Below are 16,658 nucleotides of genomic sequence, written 5' to 3' on the forward strand. Positions count from 1 at the left end.
AGGGCACGGTGAGGTGAGGTTGGTCGGGCGGCAGGAGATGCCGAGCATCCGGGCGCCACAACGGAGCCGCACCCCGGAGGGCACGGTGAGGAACGCCTTCCCCTCCGGGGTACCGGAGCGCGACATGCCACAACGGAGCCGCACCCCGGAGGGCACGGTGAGGCTCTACTCGCGCCTGGCCTGGGCACGGGGCGTGATGGCCACAACGGAGCCGCACCCCGGAGGGCACGGTGAGCCCGCCTGTAGAAGCACAACGGCGCCGGACCGCTCGGCCACAACGGAGCCGCACCCCGGAGGGCACGGTGAGCCGGAGATGACGCGGCGCGACCAGGAACTCCTCGCCTACGCCACAACGGAGCCGCACCCCGGAGGGCACGGTGAGTGGCCGTCGCGGCGGTAGGAGTGGAGGGTGACGTAGCCACAACGGAGCCGCACCCCGGAGGGCACGGTGAGTCGACCCGAAGGCCGCACCCGTCGCCGGGTCCGGGTGGCCACAACGGAGCCGCACCCCGGAGGGCACGGTGAGCCGCGGCCCCAAGGGCCAGGAAGAGGCCCACCACCACGCCACAACGGAGCCGCACCCCGGAGGGCACGGTGAGCCGAGAGGGAGTTCCGGGCCCGCCGCCGTGCAGCTACTGCCACAACGGAGCCGCACCCCGGAGGGCACGGTGAGTGCACCCCCCATGCAGAACCTGCGCCCGCCCCCGCAGCTACAACGGAGCCGCACCCCGGAGGGCACGGTGAGGCCCGCACCGGAGCCCGCCCCGGCCCCTGACCTGAAGCCACAACGGAGCCGCACCCCGGAGGGCACGGTGAGGCTTCGGCATCCCGTACGAAGGGCTGCACGGAATCGACGCCACAACGGAGCCGCACCCCGGAGGGCACGGTGAGGCTCCTGGTCGTGGTCCTCGTCGGCGGCGGTGAGGTGCCACAACGGAGCCGCACCCCGGAGGGCACGGTGAGGCGCGGAGGCGAACGCTCCGCTTGCCGTCTGGCTCGGCGCCACAACGGAGCCGCACCCCGGAGGGCACGGTGAGCTCTGCGGGGCGTGCCGCTGACACGGGCGATCGGCGCCACAACGGAGCCGCACCCCGGAGGGCACGGTGAGCCGCGTGGTCACCGCCCACGTCCTCGGCTACATCATCACGCCACAACGGAGCCGCACCCCGGAGGGCACGGTGAGTGCGGGTGGCGGAAAAGCCGGAAGACGTCCTCGATCGCCACAACGGAGCCGCACCCCGGAGGGCACGGTGAGTTCCAGCTCGCCCGCGTCGCCCGCCTCCCAGGCGTGCCACAACGGAGCCGCACCCCGGAGGGCACGGTGAGTGAGGGGCCGTTCCGCTGTCCGCTGCCTGTAACTACTGCCACAACGGAGCCGCACCCCGGAGGGCACGGTGAGCGGGCAGGGTGCAGCTCGGCGGGCGACGTCCAGGGCGCCACAACGGAGCCGCACCCCGGAGGGCACGGTGAGCTGCGCTGAACCGTGCAACCCACCTGGCAGACAGCGCGCCACAACGGAGCCGCACCCCGGAGGGCACGGTGAGGTCGTGGCCAGGGCCGGTGCGGTCGGCAGGGAGGTGCCACAACGGAGCCGCACCCCGGAGGGCACGGTGAGAGTTGTGCCGCGCCCTGCACGCTGCACCCGACGGCGCCACAACGGAGCCGCACCCCGGAGGGCACGGTGAGGGAGTGGCTGCGCGACTTCTGGACCGAGACGCTGAAGCCACAACGGAGCCGCACCCCGGAGGGCACGGTGAGCAGCTTGAGCATCACCCCGTTGATCGGGACGTGTTGCCACAACGGAGCCGCACCCCGGAGGGCACGGTGAGGTGACCCGTACGGGCCGTTCGCGTTGACACCACATGCAGATGCCACAACGGAGCCGCACCCCGGAGGGCACGGTGAGGTCATGGAGCGGCAGGCGGACGCGCAGCGCCGTACCGCGCCACAACGGAGCCGCACCCCGGAGGGCACGGTGAGGTCTTGTCCTTGACCACCGTGGCCCGCTCGGCCTCGCCACAACGGAGCCGCACCCCGGAGGGCACGGTGAGGATCGCCCGCGCCTACGACCGCATCTGCGGCCGACTCGCCACAACGGAGCCGCACCCCGGAGGGCACGGTGAGGGAAGTGGGTGCCCGGGTGCACATCACCGATGACCTTGCCACAACGGAGCCGCACCCCGGAGGGCACGGTGAGGGGAGGGACCTGAGCCGCTCCTCGCCCTCCTCGATGCCACAACGGAGCCGCACCCCGGAGGGCACGGTGAGCATCGCCCGGCACGCGGACCGGCGCCTCGACCTGGTGCCACAACGGAGCCGCACCCCGGAGGGCACGGTGAGGACCCATCGAACCAAGGTCGTCAACAACTTCAGACACGCCACAACGGAGCCGCACCCCGGAGGGCACGGTGAGCTGGTGGTGGATCGCCACCGGCGCCGACGGTGCACACGGCGCCACAACGGAGCCGCACCCCGGAGGGCACGGTGAGGTGCGGGCATCGGCACAACCGGCTGTGCATCGCGCTGCCACAACGGAGCCGCACCCCGGAGGGCACGGTGAGCCATCCACCGAGCGGCCCTGGCCCGCGCCCACGCTGCCACAACGGAGCCGCACCCCGGAGGGCACGGTGAGCAGGCCGGCATGAGGCCAAACCGGGCCTGACCTGCAAGCCACAACGGAGCCGCACCCCGGAGGGCACGGTGAGCGCACGATGGTCGAGGACGGCCCGCACTACTCCCTGTCGCCACAACGGAGCCGCACCCCGGAGGGCACGGTGAGATTCTGGCTCCGCGCGACCCGGTCCCGGATCAGTGCCACAACGGAGCCGCACCCCGGAGGGCACGGTGAGAGCTTGCCCATTCTAGTGGGGCTGACCAGCGCGTTTGCGGCCTTCTGCGAGCGGTGACGCTTAGTATTCGAAGTCGATCTCTGTTTCAGTCTCCGGTCGTCGCTCAAGGCTCGCTGACCTGCGTGCGAGTGCTCCCCGGGGATTTTCTCACCACCTGACCGCTCGCACCTTACGAGCGCCGCGACACGCCAGTGGTCGGCCTGGTATCTGGCGGTCACTCCGCGTGAGGTTTCATGACCTCGTAGTACTGGTTCACGTTGCCGGAGGTCCTTGTGACGGTTCCGTCAGACCACGCTGACGTCCCGACGTTGCTTCCCGCTCGGATGCTGAACGAGGCGGCCTACTGCCCACGCCTGTTCTACCTGGAATGGGCGCAGGCGCAGTTCCGCCATAATGCCGACACTGCAGCCGGCAAGTCGACCCATCGCCACGTGGACAGCGGAGGCGGCAGTCTCCCTGAACCTGATGGCGAGACACCACGCGTCGCCCGCTCGGTATCCCTGTCCTCCGAGGAACTGGGGCTGACCGCTGTCATCGACCTCGTCGAGCCCACGGCTGATGGCCAGGTACGTCCAGTCGACTACAAGAAGGGCTCAGCGCCTGACCTCCCTGAGGGCGCCTACGAACCCGAACGCGTGCAAGTATGCGCGCAAGGACTCCTTCTCCAGCACGCGGGCTACACCTGTGAATCCGGCATCCTGTACTTCGCCGGGTCCCGCACTCGCGTCGAGGTCCTGTTCGACGAGCGGCTCATCGCCCGCACCTATGAGCTGATCGCCCAGGCCCGGATGGTGGCCGCCGCCGACCAGCCGCCACCCCCGCTCCTCGACAGTCCCAAGTGCCCCCGCTGCTCACTGGTGACCATCTGCCTTCCCGACGAGATCAACACTCTCCGGGCGCACCAGCAGCGCCGGCCCAGGCGTCTGATCCCGCGAGATGACGCCGCGCACCCGCTGTACGTCACCACTCAGGGCGCTTGGATCGGCGTCTCCGGCGGACGTATCAGCGTCAGCAAGAACAAGGAGCAACTCAGCTCTACACGCCTGCTGGACATCTCCCAGATCTGCCTCTTCGGCAACGTCCAGATCAGTAGCCAAGCACTCCGCACCGCATTCCGCGAAGAGATTCCCGTCTGCTTCTTTTCTTACGGTGGCTGGTTCAGTGGCCTGGCCGAAGGCTTGCCCGGCAAGAATGTCCAACTCCGCCGCCAGCAGGTACTCGCGTCCGTACGCGGCGACACGTCCGTAGCCGCCGCCATGGTTGACGGCAAGATTCGCAACTGCCGCACCCTGCTGCGCCGTAACGCCCGCCCCGAGTACGGCGACCTGACCCCGGCTCTCGACACCCTTGCCGCACTCGCCCGACAAGCCGCCGCCGCGACGGGGGCCGATGAACTCCTCGGCATCGAAGGCGCCGCAGCCCGCGTCTACTTCGAACACTTCACACACATGCTCCGCCCCGACGTCCGAGACACCTACGCCGCCGTTGGTCCCCTGGAACGCACCCGCCGCCCGCCGCTCGACCCACTCAATGCGCTGCTCTCCTACTGCTATGCCCTGCTCACCAAGGACGTGACGGCGGTCTGCTACAGCGTCGGCTTCGACCCGTACATCGGGCTCTACCACCGCCCCCGCTTCGGCCGCCCGGCGCTCGCTCTCGACCTGATGGAAGAGTTCCGTCCGCTGCTGGCCGAATCAGTGGTGATCAACGTCCTCAACAACGGCGAAGTCGGTGCCGGCGACTTCCTCCGTCGCGGCGTCGGAGTCAACCTCACCGAATCCGGCAGGAAGGCCGTGCTGCGCGCCTATGAACGCAGGCTGAACAGCGAGGTCAAGCACCCTATGTTCGGCTACACGGTCTCCTACCGCCGTGTCCTGGAAGTCCAAGTACGCCTGCTCGCAGCCCACCTCCTCGGAGAGGCCCCGGAATATGTCCCCTTCCGCACTCGCTGACGGGAGCACAGCACCGTGGCCGCCCGCCGCCGCTATCTCGTTACCTACGACATCCGGCACGCCAAGCGGCTCCGCCGTGTGCACAAGACCATGAAGGCGTACGGCGACCCGCTCCAGTACTCCGTCTTCTTGTGCGACCTGAGCGCCATGGAACGACTGGCCATGACAGATGAACTGTCCGGCCACATGACCCTGGACACCGACTCCGTCGTGATCGTCGACCTTGGCGCAACCGACCTGACTCGCTTCGAATTCATCGGCACCCGCAACCTGGAGCCTCCGCCGGAGCCTGGCGCGACGATCGTATGACCCCATTGTCCACAACGGAGCTGCGCCCCGGCGGACACGGTGACCGCGACGCCCAGGTGAAAGCGGCCATGACTCGCTGTGCGTCGCTGGGTCGTAGCGCGTCACGAATGCTGATCCCTCAATGCCGAGGTTCACCTCTCGGAAGTGCGGATTTGCCCACGCTTGAGGCACTCCCCGCTGACTGCGTTGCGGAGAGTCTTCCCCATCGGTTGGGACTTGCCTCGGTTTTCACGCGCTCTTGGGGTGCGGCTCCGTTTCCGTTTGGGCGGGGGGCTGCGTCAGGTCCCCCGCCCATTCGTGTCGTTTCGGAAGAGGCCGAGGCCGAAGTGGCTGAGGGTGCCGAGGGAGAGCGGGCCAGGGATGGGTTCGTCGAACTCGATGGTGATGGCGAGGGGGTGGCGGGATTCGGCCTGGCCTGTCGACGAGCGGTTGGCCCGGTGGGAGGGGAGACGGCTGCGGCGGTAGTGGGGATAGCCGGTGGGGAGGCCGGGCATGTGGACGTGGAACTTCGACGGCAGGCCGCGGGCCGTGAGTTCACGGTGTACGACATCGCGTAGGTAGGCGGGCCAGGGTTGGTTCTTGCGATGGTGGCGTGGGGGGATGAACGGGGTGCAGGAGGTCCAGTAGCGGCTGGGCTGGGTGAATTCGTCGGGGAGTAGTTCGGCGTTGCCGGTGGCGAGGACGCGGACGTTCAGGTCGCGGGGTGCCGAGGTGACGAAAGCGGGGGCGCCGACGGTTCGGGTGTGGAGTTCGGAGAGGGCGTTCAGTTCGGGGCGGCCGAGTCCGGATGGGGCCCAGATGGCGAGATGAGCGATGGTGCCGTCCTCGGCCGGGAGGGCGAGGTAGTGGGCGTGCTGGTGGTTGTCCTGGCGGCGGGTGCCGTCGGCCTGTTTGCCGACCAAGGGGCTGGTGGGGTGGCCCGTGCCGAGCAGCTTGAGGCAAACCATGCGAAGGGCGTCGGTGACGGCCACGGTGCTGGGCATGCGCGGCTGGGGGGTACCGGTGACCGAGAGCAGCACGGTGGTGGGGTCGTCAGCAGGTGGGGCCGCTCGTCGGCGGGGTTTGCGCTGTGCTGCTTCGGACGGGATGGCGTAGTCGAGGAGTTGGGAGGAGGGCGGGAACAGCTGGCGTCGGCGTACGTCCACGGGGCGCATGAGGAGTGCGTTCATGTCCAGCGGGGCGGTCGGGGCGAGAAGCTGGACCACCTCCTGGCCAGGCCCGAGATCGTCCGCGAACTGGAGCGGAGTCACCGGGTGGTGCTTCTCAGGGGCAGGGGCAGGGGCCACGCGTTCGAGGCGGGCGTCGCAGATGCTGTCGGCACGGCCGAGGTACGGGAGGGAAGCCAGCAAGCGCTCCAGGGCTTTCTCCTCCTCGCCGGGAAGATCGAGGTTCCAGGTCGCGTAGACGGTGGCATCGCCGTCGAGTTGGGCGAAGTTGTCCAGGGCCGCGTCGGTGCTGGTGGCGCCTTGGCGGTGCTGGGTGTCGGGGTAGTAGTGGCGGGTGTGCGCGAGGCGATAGGGCGGGATGGCGTAGCGCGGGGGCTGGCCGGCCAGGCGGGAGAGCAGCCTGTGCACGGTCTCCTCGGACAGTTCGGTGCCGTCGTCCAGGCGAGGAGCGCGTTGCTTCCACACCGCGTACAGGGCGCGGAGGATGCGCCAGGGGGAGGGCGGGAGCTCGACCTGTTGGTCGTTGGGGTTCGCGCCCCAGGGAGTGGCGTGGTAGCGGCGCCAGGGGAAGGTGAAGGCGATGGTGAGAGGCACAGGCGTCACTTCTTGTTCTTCGCGTTGCTCTTCGTGCACGTCTCATCCCACAGGACGGTGAGCGGCCCGCGGGCTCCGATGGCGTCGTGCTGGGCGGTGAGGAGCTGCGTGATCCGGCCGGTGAGGGCCTTCTCCTGGGGGAGTTGTTCGGCGTCCTGGGTGATGATCAGGTCGCAGCCGGTGCGCAGGCGCAGTCCCGTGGTGAGGAAGCGGCGGGCTTCCCACAGGGCCAAGGCGGCCAGGAGCTCGGTGAGTTCGTTGCCAAGGCCGTAGGAGCGCAGGAGTTCCAGGTCCAGGGAGAAGTATGCGGTGATGTCGCGGGCGGTGTAGTCGGTGCGGTGGAAGGGGACGGAGCCGTAGCCCTCGCTGGTGCCACCACCGTCGCCGTCCTTGTCGAGCTGGTGACGTACCGAGTCGGCCTTGCGTCCTCCGCTCTGAAGGGGCTGAACGTCGTGGGCCTCGATGAGCGCGGAGATGGCGCGGGGGAACTTCGGCTGGCCCAGCCAGCTGCGGTGAGCGAAGAAGACGCCGTGGATGAGGCAGAACGGGTCGAGCTGGAGGACGGTGCGTGCCATGCGGGGATAGTTGAGCGGGGTGTCTTTGGCCAGGCCGAGACGCTCGCCGATGATGTCCAGCATGGGGGTGCCGTCGAGGCGGGCGTCGCGGATGAAGGCGGAGGCGAGGCGGTGGGCCTCCAGCCGGGAGGAGGTCAGGAATTCTTCGGGGGCATCGGTGCGGCATACGCGTACGTAGGGCAGGTCCGCGATCAACTCGTGCGGCTGCTGGGCGCCCGCGTCCCAGACGCTGGCCTCCAGCCGGTTGGCCATGGACTGAGGGGATTCCACCAGGAGGTTGTCGTGCAGCGTGCCGTCGGCGCCGTATGTCTCGAAGGTCGCCGCTCCGATGTCGGGGAAGCCGGTGGGCTGGAAGCCGGAGCCGAGGGCGGGGGCGAGCTTGACTTCGAAGCGGAGACGCGGGGCCTGGATGTCGATCATTCTGCGGGGCTTCCTTCGACGGTCTGGGAATCGGAGACAGAGGTCGGTTGATCGGTGTTTGCGGAATCCGGCTCAACACGGATGCCGGAGGCCGTGGTGGCGATCTTCAGCGCCTGGGTCACGTCCGCTTTTCGGGGACGCAGAAGGAGGGCGGCAGCCAGCCGGTTTCCGTAGGCGTGCCGGTCGCGTACGGGGCGGAGGGCCTGTTCGACGTCCGCGGGACGTAGGGCGGGTGGGCAGCCGGCCAGCCGTAGCCGGAGCAGGGCGTCGTGGAGTACGTCCTGGACCTTGCCTGCCGACAGCTTGAAGGCCCAGTCCCAGCGAGGCGCCAGCTCGACCGGCCTCCGCGCGGATGCTGCGCTCTTCGTGTCCTCCGGCGGGGCCTCGGGGGCCGGGATGGTGAGCCGTCGCCCGGCGTGAGCGGGCAGGAGCACGGCGAGGGCGGGCGGAAAGAAGCCTGACTCGTCTCCACGGTCCGTCGTGGACGGGGCCGCCTCGCTGACGTAGGGGACGCCGAGGACGAGCAGACCGCCCAGATAGCCGGCGATTCGTGTGTCGAGCCGTGTCCCCTCCGCATGCAGGAAGGTCTGGAGGAGTGTGCGAGGCAGCCGCAGCCCCTTGCTGTAGGGGATCCGCGTGGTGAGTTGGCTGTGGTCGGAGCTGTTGTCCCCGGAGCGGATGGCCAGCGTGCGGGAGTGTTGGAGGCGCTGCGCACGAAGCCGCGGCAGAGATGCCAGCGCATTGGTGAGGGTGGGGCCGGACAGTTCGTAGCCGCTGGGTGTCTGGTCGCTCCAATACGGCAGGCCGCCGTTGTATCGCACCAGGGTGAGCAGGGCGCGTGGTGAGACGGTCCGGTCCTGGTCGGGGTCGCAGAGCGAGGCGAAAGCGGCAGCGAGCCACATCGCCTCCTCGTCAGGCAACAGGGACGGCCAGTCCGCCGGCTGTCGATCGGGGACGTACGGGCGGATCTGCTCGCGGAGCTTCCCGGAGCGGCTCACAGCCCGGTGCAGAGCGCCGAACGCGATGACGAAGTCAGCCAGGGCGGACCGCCCGGCATGGCTGCGCGAGTCCTCGGTGGCGGCCTTGTACATCGTTCGCTCGGTGGTCCGCAGGGCCTGGCGGACTGCGGCCGGCAGCTTCTCGACGCGCTGGATACGTTCGATCCACTTGTACGGTCGTTGCAGATGCTGGGAGGCCACCTGGCGGAAGCCGGTGACGCGTCCGGCGGGGACGGCCAGGGGGTTCTGCCCGAGCCGGTTGACGATGACATAGCGGCGGAACGCGCTCAGTCCGGTGTCCTGGCCGAGAGAAGCCAGTCCGAGGGCGAATTCGAGGCCGGTGCGGGCCGTGCGGCCGCGCCACTGGATGCGGCCCTCGCCGATGAGCTGAGCCACATCCACCGCCCGTGCCGGGCGTTGCCACAGCGGCGCCCATTGCTCGCCCTTGCCGTCCTCGTCGGCTGCCGAGCTGTAACCGACGGGGGTGGAGTAGACGAAGAATGGCCAGGACACCCCGCCACCTGCGGCGGCCAGTCGCCGGGTGGGGGCCGCCGCGAACAGCATCGCGCCTTCCAACGTGAGCAGGAACGCCCAGGGGTTCACGAACCCGCTGTCGTCGTTCTTCTCCATCGGGCTGGTGAGGATCCCGCCGGCCCGGCCGGGGTCGAACTGGCCGACCGTATCCCGTTCATAGGCCACGTCCTCGTCGCCGAGCAGGAGCGCACGCGCCCAGTCCGACGACTTGCGCGCCTTGGTTGCGGCGGCTTTGGCCGAGGCATCCTCGGGGCGGACGTCGATGACCGCGAACATACGGGCCAGATACGTGGCCGACAGATCCTGGCGGCCGAAGTTCCCGCCGGTGCCCACCAGCGGGTTGTACGCCACGTCGTCCACGGTCAGCGTGACCGCGACGTCCAGCCAGCCCTGGGCGGCGTCGGGGAAGACACGGCGGCACAGCTGGATCACTTCGCGCTTGTACCGATCATCCCAGAACGTCTTGCCTTCCCAGCCCCGCTGCCGGCCTTCCTCCACCACCTCGTCCGCGATGCCCACAACCTCGCGAAGGAGCTCCAGCCGGGGGTTCGACGCACCACGCACCGAGTCCAGGAGCTTCTCGGCGCTCTTGCTCTTTCCGTTGGCCGCGAACCCTGAACCGGCATTCCACGGCGTGATCACCGGGCTGGGTACGAACTCCTCCACCAGCCACCGCGTGATCTCCTCGGGGTCCATATGCGTCGTCAACACAGCTTCGTCGAGCGATGACCAGTGCAGCGTGATCTCCGCATCGACCTGCTCGGACAAGACCCGCAACAGGCCCAGCCCCTGGAGATAACCGCCGAGTGTGGCCGCGCGCAGCCCCGGCAGTACCAGCGACTTCATGGGCCTCATTTCGTGTGTCCCGCTCATGCCGCGCTTCCCGCCTCGTGCGATGCCGAGACCGATGCTGCGGAGGTGTCCGAGGGTGGCTCCAGGCGGCTGGCGCGCCAGTCGGACGTACGGACCAGGGCCTCCAGAAAAGCGAGCCGGAACGGGCCGAGGTCTTCCCGGTCCCGCAACCGCAGCACCCGCTGCGTCCAGCCCTCCCGGCCATCCGGCCCCGTCCCGAATCGGAACAGGTCCAGCGAGAGCTTCAGTTCCGGCACCCGTTCACCGCTCGGCAGCGTGAACTCCGGGGTGGAATCGCCCTCCTCCACCCCGAGCAGGCGCGGCGGACTGGCGAACCCTTCGTCGCCGACCGCCCGTACCGTCACACGCGCCTTACCGTGGTGCGCGCAGGCGAGGTACGCGATCAGGTCGCGCTCCTCGACGCTCTCCAGGAGCGGGTTGTTGGGATGCAGCAGCATCAGCGCCGAGACCACTTCGTGCCGGAAGAACTTCCTGCCTTGCGATGTCGCCGACGGGTTACCGGATTTGGCCAGCAGCACACCGTCCTCAACCGGCGAAGTACAGGCAGCGCGCAACCTCTCCTGGATTTCCTCGTGGCACTTGCCCAGGTCGTGGTACCGGCTGGCGATCCGGGTAGCGTCCAGCAAGGCCGGGGAGAAGCCGGCGCTCAGCCGCGACGACAGCCGTCGCACCGACTCGGCGACCGCCTCCTCCACATCCGTAAGATGCCGCTCCAGCGTCATCGGCTGGCCCGTGAAGGATCTGCGATCAGACCCCAGATCACCGGCTCCGGGCCCTTCCGCTCCCCGGGGAACCTCGGAAACCGCAGCCTTACTGGAGGGGCGCCAGCCGAGGACGGAGCTGTAGCCACCCTCTCCGGCATCCAGGACCACCACGGAACCAGGGACAACGTCCTCCCCATACGCTCGACGCCAGCCGCGCTCCATCCGCTGCTTCACCCAGACACGCCGCTGCTTCGTCAGCAACCCCCGCACCTCACCGACCGGAGCCGGACACAGCTCGCTCCGCACCGGCGCCGCCATGTCCGCCTCCGGCATCGCCGCCTTCAGCTCCCGCCAGGCGACGAAAACCGTCCGGTCGTCCCCGTCCCGGATCCAGGGGCCCACGTCCAGGTCCGCACCGGTCAGATCCGGAGCCGTATCGAAGAGCTGTACCAGGTCCCGGCGACGCAACAGCGCATGGATCGGCCTGACCTGCGCCACAGGGCGCTCACCCAGCTCTCGCGCAGTGAGCGCCTGCCCCTCCAGCGCCGACAACTCCTCCTCCGTCGCGAGCAGGTCGGACACCTCGTACGGAGCGGCTACGGGCTCCGGCTCGCGCCCAGGGCCAGCCTTTCGGCGAGGCGGCGGATGCCACAACACCCTTCCACCGCCAGCAACTTCCCCCTCCCGATTGCACCGGCCGCACCGCTGCACGAACGACGACCACGGCGTGGTCTCGGTGAACAGCGTCCTCGACGTCACATCAACCCCCGCCTCCAGCACCTGTGTCGCGACCACGATCAACCCCGGCCCCTCCGAGGGATCGCACAGCACCCGCCGCAGAATCTCCTCCCGCTCCACAGGCCGGAACCGCGAGTGAAGCAGCACCAACTCCGCCTCCGGGGGCGACTTCCGCAACGCCTCGTACACCTGCGTCGCTCGCTCCACGGTGTTCAACACCGCAAGTGTCCGCGTCCCCGGCTCATGCGCTTCGGACAGCACCGACGCAAGCCCCTGCGCGTACCCCTTCGCCTCGTCCGGAAGCTGAGGTACACGCTCGATCAGGCGCGTACCGCGCAGTCGCTGCCCCAATGCCTCACCAGCAGGAAACGACAGCGCATTCAACTCATCCAGCGCACCCCGGTGGTCGGACGTGCGCAGCTCGCTCTCGTCGAGCGTCGCCGACATCCACATACTGGCCGTCGGCGACGCCGTCCCGAACACCTCCCGAAGGCCCTGCAACTGGGCTGAGGTACCCAAAGCCGGGCCCATGAGCTGTGTCTCATCGAAGACCCACTGAGTCCCGAAATGCAGCAACCCGAACGACACCGGCCAGCGCGCCCGCGACTCCGCATAACCGCGCATCAGTGCCCGCGACAAGATCATGTCCTGCGTGCCGATCAGAATCGCCGGCGCCTCCGGCCGGAGCTGCCACGCGTCATCGTCACGCTCCGCGCCGCCCATGAACACCTGCAACTCGACGTCGCCGTAACGGGAATCGGCTTCGGCAAGGTTCTTCAGCCACTTGCCGACCTCGTCCTTGACCTGGCTCACCAGGGTGCGCATGGGCAGCACATACACCAGACGGTGCGGGGTGCTGTCAGCAGTGGCTCTGTTCTCCATCAGCCGCCACAGCCACGGCAGTACCGCAGCCACGGTCTTCCCCGCACCCGTCGGTGCACGCAGCAGCTGCGGGAGCGGTCCCCGGCGCTCGGCCAGCGCACGCTGGTACGCATACGGTTCCGTGTCCCGTTTCCCGAAAGCGCACCGCACGAAGTCCCCGAAGCCCTTACCCGTTCCCATAGCTCTCCGATCGCTTCTCCGCCTGCGTAACAGCAGCCTGCCACCAACCACTGACAACCGGTGACGGAAGATCGGAATCGGCAACGATCGCCCGGCGACGCATCGCGAGCGGTCCAGTGGCGCCTTGAGTCCCAGAGAGCGCTCGCGTGCAGGTCAGAGAGCTGGAAGGGGCGATCAGAGGCCAGTACGGTGATCGGTTTTGAGTACCCTGTGTCACCGCTCGCAGGAGGCCACGAATGTGCTGGTCAGCCCTACTAGGATGGGCGAGCTGTCACCGTGTCCTCTGGGGCACGGCTCCGTTGCGGCTTGAAACCCCGCCGCGCTCCGGGCGAGGGCGGTTCGGGTCACCGTGTCCTCTGGGGCACGGCTCCGTTGCGGCGGCGAAGGACACGCTGTCGGAGGCGCGGAAGACCTACGTCACCGTGTCCTCTGGGGCACGGCTCCGTTGCGGCACCGCATTGGTGACCTGATGGGCGGTGTGCCCGAGGGTCACCGTGTCCTCTGGGGCACGGCTCCGTTGCGGCCAGCGGCTGTCGGTGCCGTCCTGGAGGGTGGCGAGGGTCACCGTGTCCTCTGGGGCACGGCTCCGTTGCGGCGACGCCCAGCCACTCCGGCCCCCACGCGCGCTCGAAGGTCACCGTGTCCTCTGGGGCACGGCTCCGTTGCGGCGTTTCGTTCGTGGTGGCGGCATGACGCCGTGACACCGTCACCGTGTCCTCTGGGGCACGGCTCCGTTGCGGCTTCACGAAGTCCGGCTGGTTCATCCGCACGTCGAAGTCACCGTGTCCTCCGGGGCACGGCTCCGTTGCGGCACCGCCTGGCTCGTCATTCTCCAAGGCGGGCGTACCGAGGCGCCCTGTCCACGCCGGCTCGGACCAGGTAGCTCTTCCCCGGTAGCGGGGCGCTCGCCGGAGCATCGGTGATCAGGAGCGCAGTCGGTGTAGGGAGGGCTGACGGTTGCGGTGTGAGCGTGGGTGCTGCCCGGTGGGAGCGTGATCGCGTTCGTGCGACTCATCGGACGCACCTGGTCAAGTGGAGCGGTGGTTCGCCGTGCTCGCCGCCGAGCATTTACGCGAGGCATCCGCGAGAACTTCCACGCCCACGAGAACTTCCACGCCCAGGGGCGGGGCGAGCCGCTGCCACTGTACGTGGTGCGTGCCGCCGATCCAGGGCTCGAAAATGCACGTCAAGCCACTCCGGACCAGAGACTTCCCAGGGATTTTTCAGGGACTTTCAGTCCTGCCTCAGGGACTTTCCAGGGACTTTTCGCTGAGTAAACGGGTAAGGCCCCGACGGCTCTGAAAGACGCAAAGCACCAGTTCAGAGGTGGTTCTCTGCCAGTTGGCGATGCTCGCCGGGCTACATCCCCGTGCGGGCCACCCTGGATGGGGGCGGCTGCGTGGGTGAGGAGCCGGCGGAGCAGTGCGAGTCGCGCGAGTGCAGTGTCGCAATCGGCGCTGCTCCAAGTGAACTGCCACTGGAGCAGCGCCAGTTGGCGACGCGGTCGCACTCACTGGTACGTGTAGAACCCCGACCCGCTCTTGCGCCCCAACCGCCCCGCGTCGACCATGCGGGCGAGGAGCGGGGGAGCGGCGTAGAGGGGCTCCTTGTACTCCTCGTACATCGACGCGGCGACCGAGGCGACGGTGTCCAGGCCGATCAGGTCGGAGAGCTTGAGCGGGCCCATCGGGTGGGCGCAGCCCAGCTCCATGCCGTTGTCGATGTCCTCGCGGCTGGCCATGCCCGACTCGAACATCCGGATCGCGGAGAGGAGGTACGGGATGAGCAGGGCGTTCACCACGAAGCCCGAGCGGTCCTGGGCGCGGATGGCGTGCTTGCCCAGCACGTTCTGGACCAGCACCTCGGCGCGCGCGATGGTCTCGTCGCCGGTGGTCAGTGCGGGGATCAGCTCGACGAGCTGCTGCACCGGCGCCGGGTTGAAGAAGTGGATCCCGATGACCTGGTCGGGTCGGGAGGTGGCGACGGCCAGCTTCACCAGCGGGATCGAGGAGGTGTTGGACGCCAGGATCGCGTCCGGGCGGGTCACGACCTGGTCGAGGACCTGGAAGATCTCCGTCTTGACCTGCTCGTTCTCCACGACCGCCTCGATGACGAGGTCACGGTCGGCGAACTCACCGAGGTCGGTGGTGAAGCTCAGGTGGCCGAGCGCGGCGTCCCGTTCGGCGGGCGTGATCTTGCCGCGGTCGGCGGCCTTGCCGAGCGAGTTGGTCACACGGGTGCGCCCCAGCTCCAGGGCTTCGCCGGTGGTCTCCGCGACCATGACCTCCAGCCCGGAGCGTGCGCACACCTCGGCGATGCCGGCGCCCATCTGACCGCAGCCGACGACGCCGACGCGTGCGATGTCGGTGAAAGTGTCCGTCACCTCGTGCCTTTCGCTGATCTACGGGACCGGCGGGGCTCCGTAGGGGTGCCGGACCCGCCTCGGCCCCCGACGTTACTCGTACAGGTGCGGGACTCCGGGCGTCGGGGCGGGCATTCTGACCTCCAAGAATCAGATCAAAAGCGGACAAGTTGGGGGTATTTGATGAGGTGGATCACACGCCGGAGCTTCGCCGTGGCGGCGCTCGGGGCCGCCGCGTGGCAGACCGCCGGGCCGACGGCCGCCGCCGCGGACCCGCACGGGCGCCCCTCACCCGAACCTGCCGCCGGCCGGGGACGCCCGCGCCCCGCACTGCGCGGGATGTGGCTGGCGACGGTCGCCAACCGTGACTGGCCGTCCCGTCCGGGCCTGTCGCCCGCCGAGGCGCGCCGCGAACTCCTCACCCTGCTCGACGCCGCCGTCGCCCGCCGCCTCAACGCGGTCTTCTTCCAGGTGCGGCCCACCGCCGACGCGCTGTGGCCGTCACCGTACGAACCGTGGTCGGCGTACCTCACCGGGCGGCAGGGCCGCGACCCCGGCTGGGACCCGCTCGGCTGCGCGGTCCATGAGGCACACCGCCGTGGCCTGGAGCTGCACGCCTGGTGCAACCCGTACCGCGTCGCCCTGCACGACGAACCCAGGCGCCTGGACCCGTCCCATCCGGCGCGCCGCCACCCCCACTGGGCGGTGCGGTACGGCGGGAAACTCTTCTACGACCCGGGCTTGCCGGAGGTACGGCGCTTCGTCCAGGACGCGTTCCTGGACGCGGTGCGCCGCTACCCCGTCGACGGTCTCCACTTCGACGACTACTTCTATCCGTATCCGGTCGCGGGCGAGGCGTTCGGCGACGACGCCTCGTACGCGGCGTACGGCGCCGCCTCCCCGGACCGGGCGGCCTGGCGGCGCCACAACACCGAGCTGCTGGTGCGGGAGACGGCGGCGCGGGTCGCGGCGGTGCGCGGGGCGACCGGGCGGCGGGTGCGGTTCGGGGTCAGCCCCTTCGCCGTCTGGCGCAACCGCGCCACCGATCCGGCGGGCTCGGACACCCGCGCCGGGGTGCAGACCTACGACGACCTGTACGCCGACACACGGCGCTGGGTGTGGCTGGGGCTGCTCGATTACGTCGCCCCGCAGGCGTACTGGCACCTCGGCTTCGAGGCGGCGGACTATGCGCGGATCGTGCCGTGGTGGGCGCGGACGACGGCGGGCACCGGCGTGCACCTCTACCTCGGCGAGGCCCTGTACAAGGCGGGCGATCCGGCGCAGCCCGCCCCCTGGCAGGACCCGGCCGAACTCTCCCGCCATCTCACCTTCGCGCACCGGTATCCGCAGGTGGGCGGCCATGTCTTCTTCTCGGCGAAGGAGGTGGCCACCGATCCCTCGGGGGCGATGGCGCGCGTGGTGGCGGATCACTACCGGTAGGGGCCGCCCGGCGGGTCCGTGACGCCGCGCGCCCGCCGCCCGCGCGGAGATACACAACGCCGAGCCCACGTGCCATCCCTTC

Annotated in this window: 8 protein-coding genes and 2 CRISPR repeat arrays; of the genes, 3 read left to right on the forward strand and 5 right to left on the reverse strand. The window is 69.3% G+C overall.

The features are described from left to right. Positions 1–54: 54 nt before the first annotated feature. A CRISPR array of direct repeats spans positions 55–2,849; the repeat unit is 36 nt; unit sequence GCCACAACGGAGCCGCACCCCGGAGGGCACGGTGAG. A gap of 323 nt (positions 2,850–3,172) precedes the next feature. Together cas1 and cas2 are read left to right on the forward strand one after the other, a co-directional pair. Next, on the forward strand, positions 3,173–4,801 hold the full coding sequence (gene cas1 / locus ACFWWQ_RS17095; protein ID WP_384596831.1) for a CRISPR-associated endonuclease Cas1: 1,629 nt from the start codon (positions 3,173–3,175) through the stop codon (positions 4,799–4,801). Positions 4,802–4,816: 15 nt separating this feature from the next. Continuing rightward, complete coding sequence (cas2, locus tag ACFWWQ_RS17100) at positions 4,817–5,110, forward strand: CRISPR-associated endonuclease Cas2 (protein ID WP_384596833.1); 294 nt, start codon at positions 4,817–4,819, stop codon at positions 5,108–5,110. Positions 5,111–5,388: 278 nt separating this feature from the next. Here cas2 and csb2 read toward each other — a convergent pair whose 3' ends face one another. The 5 genes from csb2 to ACFWWQ_RS17125 all read right to left on the reverse strand — a co-directional run bounded on the left by csb2 (position 5,389) and on the right by ACFWWQ_RS17125 (position 15,157). Next, complete coding sequence (csb2, locus tag ACFWWQ_RS17105; protein ID WP_384596835.1) at positions 5,389–6,870, reverse strand: type I-U CRISPR-associated protein Csb2; 1,482 nt, start codon at positions 6,868–6,870, stop codon at positions 5,389–5,391. A gap of 5 nt (positions 6,871–6,875) precedes the next feature. Beyond that, entirely contained in the window at positions 6,876–7,865 is a 990-nt protein-coding gene (cas7u, locus tag ACFWWQ_RS17110; RefSeq protein ID WP_384596838.1) for a type I-U CRISPR-associated RAMP protein Csb1/Cas7u, read from the reverse strand. Further along, positions 7,862–10,243, reverse strand: coding sequence for a type I-U CRISPR-associated protein Csx17 (csx17, locus tag ACFWWQ_RS17115; RefSeq protein WP_384596840.1), 2,382 nt, complete (start codon positions 10,241–10,243; stop codon positions 7,862–7,864). Before csx17 ends, cas7u begins: the two co-directional genes overlap by 4 nt. A 23-nt stretch (positions 10,244–10,266) precedes the next feature. Beyond that, positions 10,267–12,774: a CRISPR-associated endonuclease Cas3'' gene (locus tag ACFWWQ_RS17120; protein ID WP_384596842.1), complete on the reverse strand. Its 2,508-nt coding sequence runs from the start codon at positions 12,772–12,774 to the stop codon at positions 10,267–10,269. Between the two features lie 270 nt (positions 12,775–13,044). Next, positions 13,045–13,586: a CRISPR direct-repeat array (repeat unit 36 nt; unit sequence GTCACCGTGTCCTCTGGGGCACGGCTCCGTTGCGGC). 698 nt (positions 13,587–14,284) lie between these two features. Next, positions 14,285–15,157, reverse strand: coding sequence for a 3-hydroxybutyryl-CoA dehydrogenase (locus ACFWWQ_RS17125; protein WP_384596844.1), 873 nt, complete (start codon positions 15,155–15,157; stop codon positions 14,285–14,287). A 162-nt stretch (positions 15,158–15,319) separates the two neighbouring features. Here ACFWWQ_RS17125 and ACFWWQ_RS17130 point away from each other — a divergent pair, with 162 nt between their 5' ends. Beyond that, positions 15,320–16,576 (forward strand): glycoside hydrolase family 10 protein, encoded by a 1,257-nt coding sequence (locus tag ACFWWQ_RS17130; protein ID WP_384596846.1) that lies wholly within the window; start codon positions 15,320–15,322, stop codon positions 16,574–16,576. Positions 16,577–16,658 lie beyond the last annotated feature (82 nt).

This window comes from Streptomyces sp. NPDC059080, assembly GCF_042739975.1.
Lineage (GTDB): Bacteria > Actinomycetota > Actinomycetes > Streptomycetales > Streptomycetaceae > Streptomyces > Streptomyces benahoarensis.

Excerpts from the sequence above, each read along its gene's own strand:
- cas1 (WP_384596831.1), top strand. The coding sequence starts at position 3,173 with ATGCTGAACGAGGCGGCCTACTGCCCACGCCTGTTCTACCTGGAATGG.
- cas7u (WP_384596838.1), bottom strand. The coding sequence starts at position 7,865 with ATGATCGACATCCAGGCCCCGCGTCTCCGCTTCGAAGTCAAGCTCGCC.
- csx17 (WP_384596840.1), bottom strand. The coding sequence starts at position 10,243 with ATGAAGTCGCTGGTACTGCCGGGGCTGCGCGCGGCCACACTCGGCGGT.
- ACFWWQ_RS17120 (WP_384596842.1), bottom strand. The coding sequence starts at position 12,774 with ATGGGAACGGGTAAGGGCTTCGGGGACTTCGTGCGGTGCGCTTTCGGG.
- ACFWWQ_RS17130 (WP_384596846.1), top strand. The coding sequence starts at position 15,320 with ATGAGGTGGATCACACGCCGGAGCTTCGCCGTGGCGGCGCTCGGGGCC.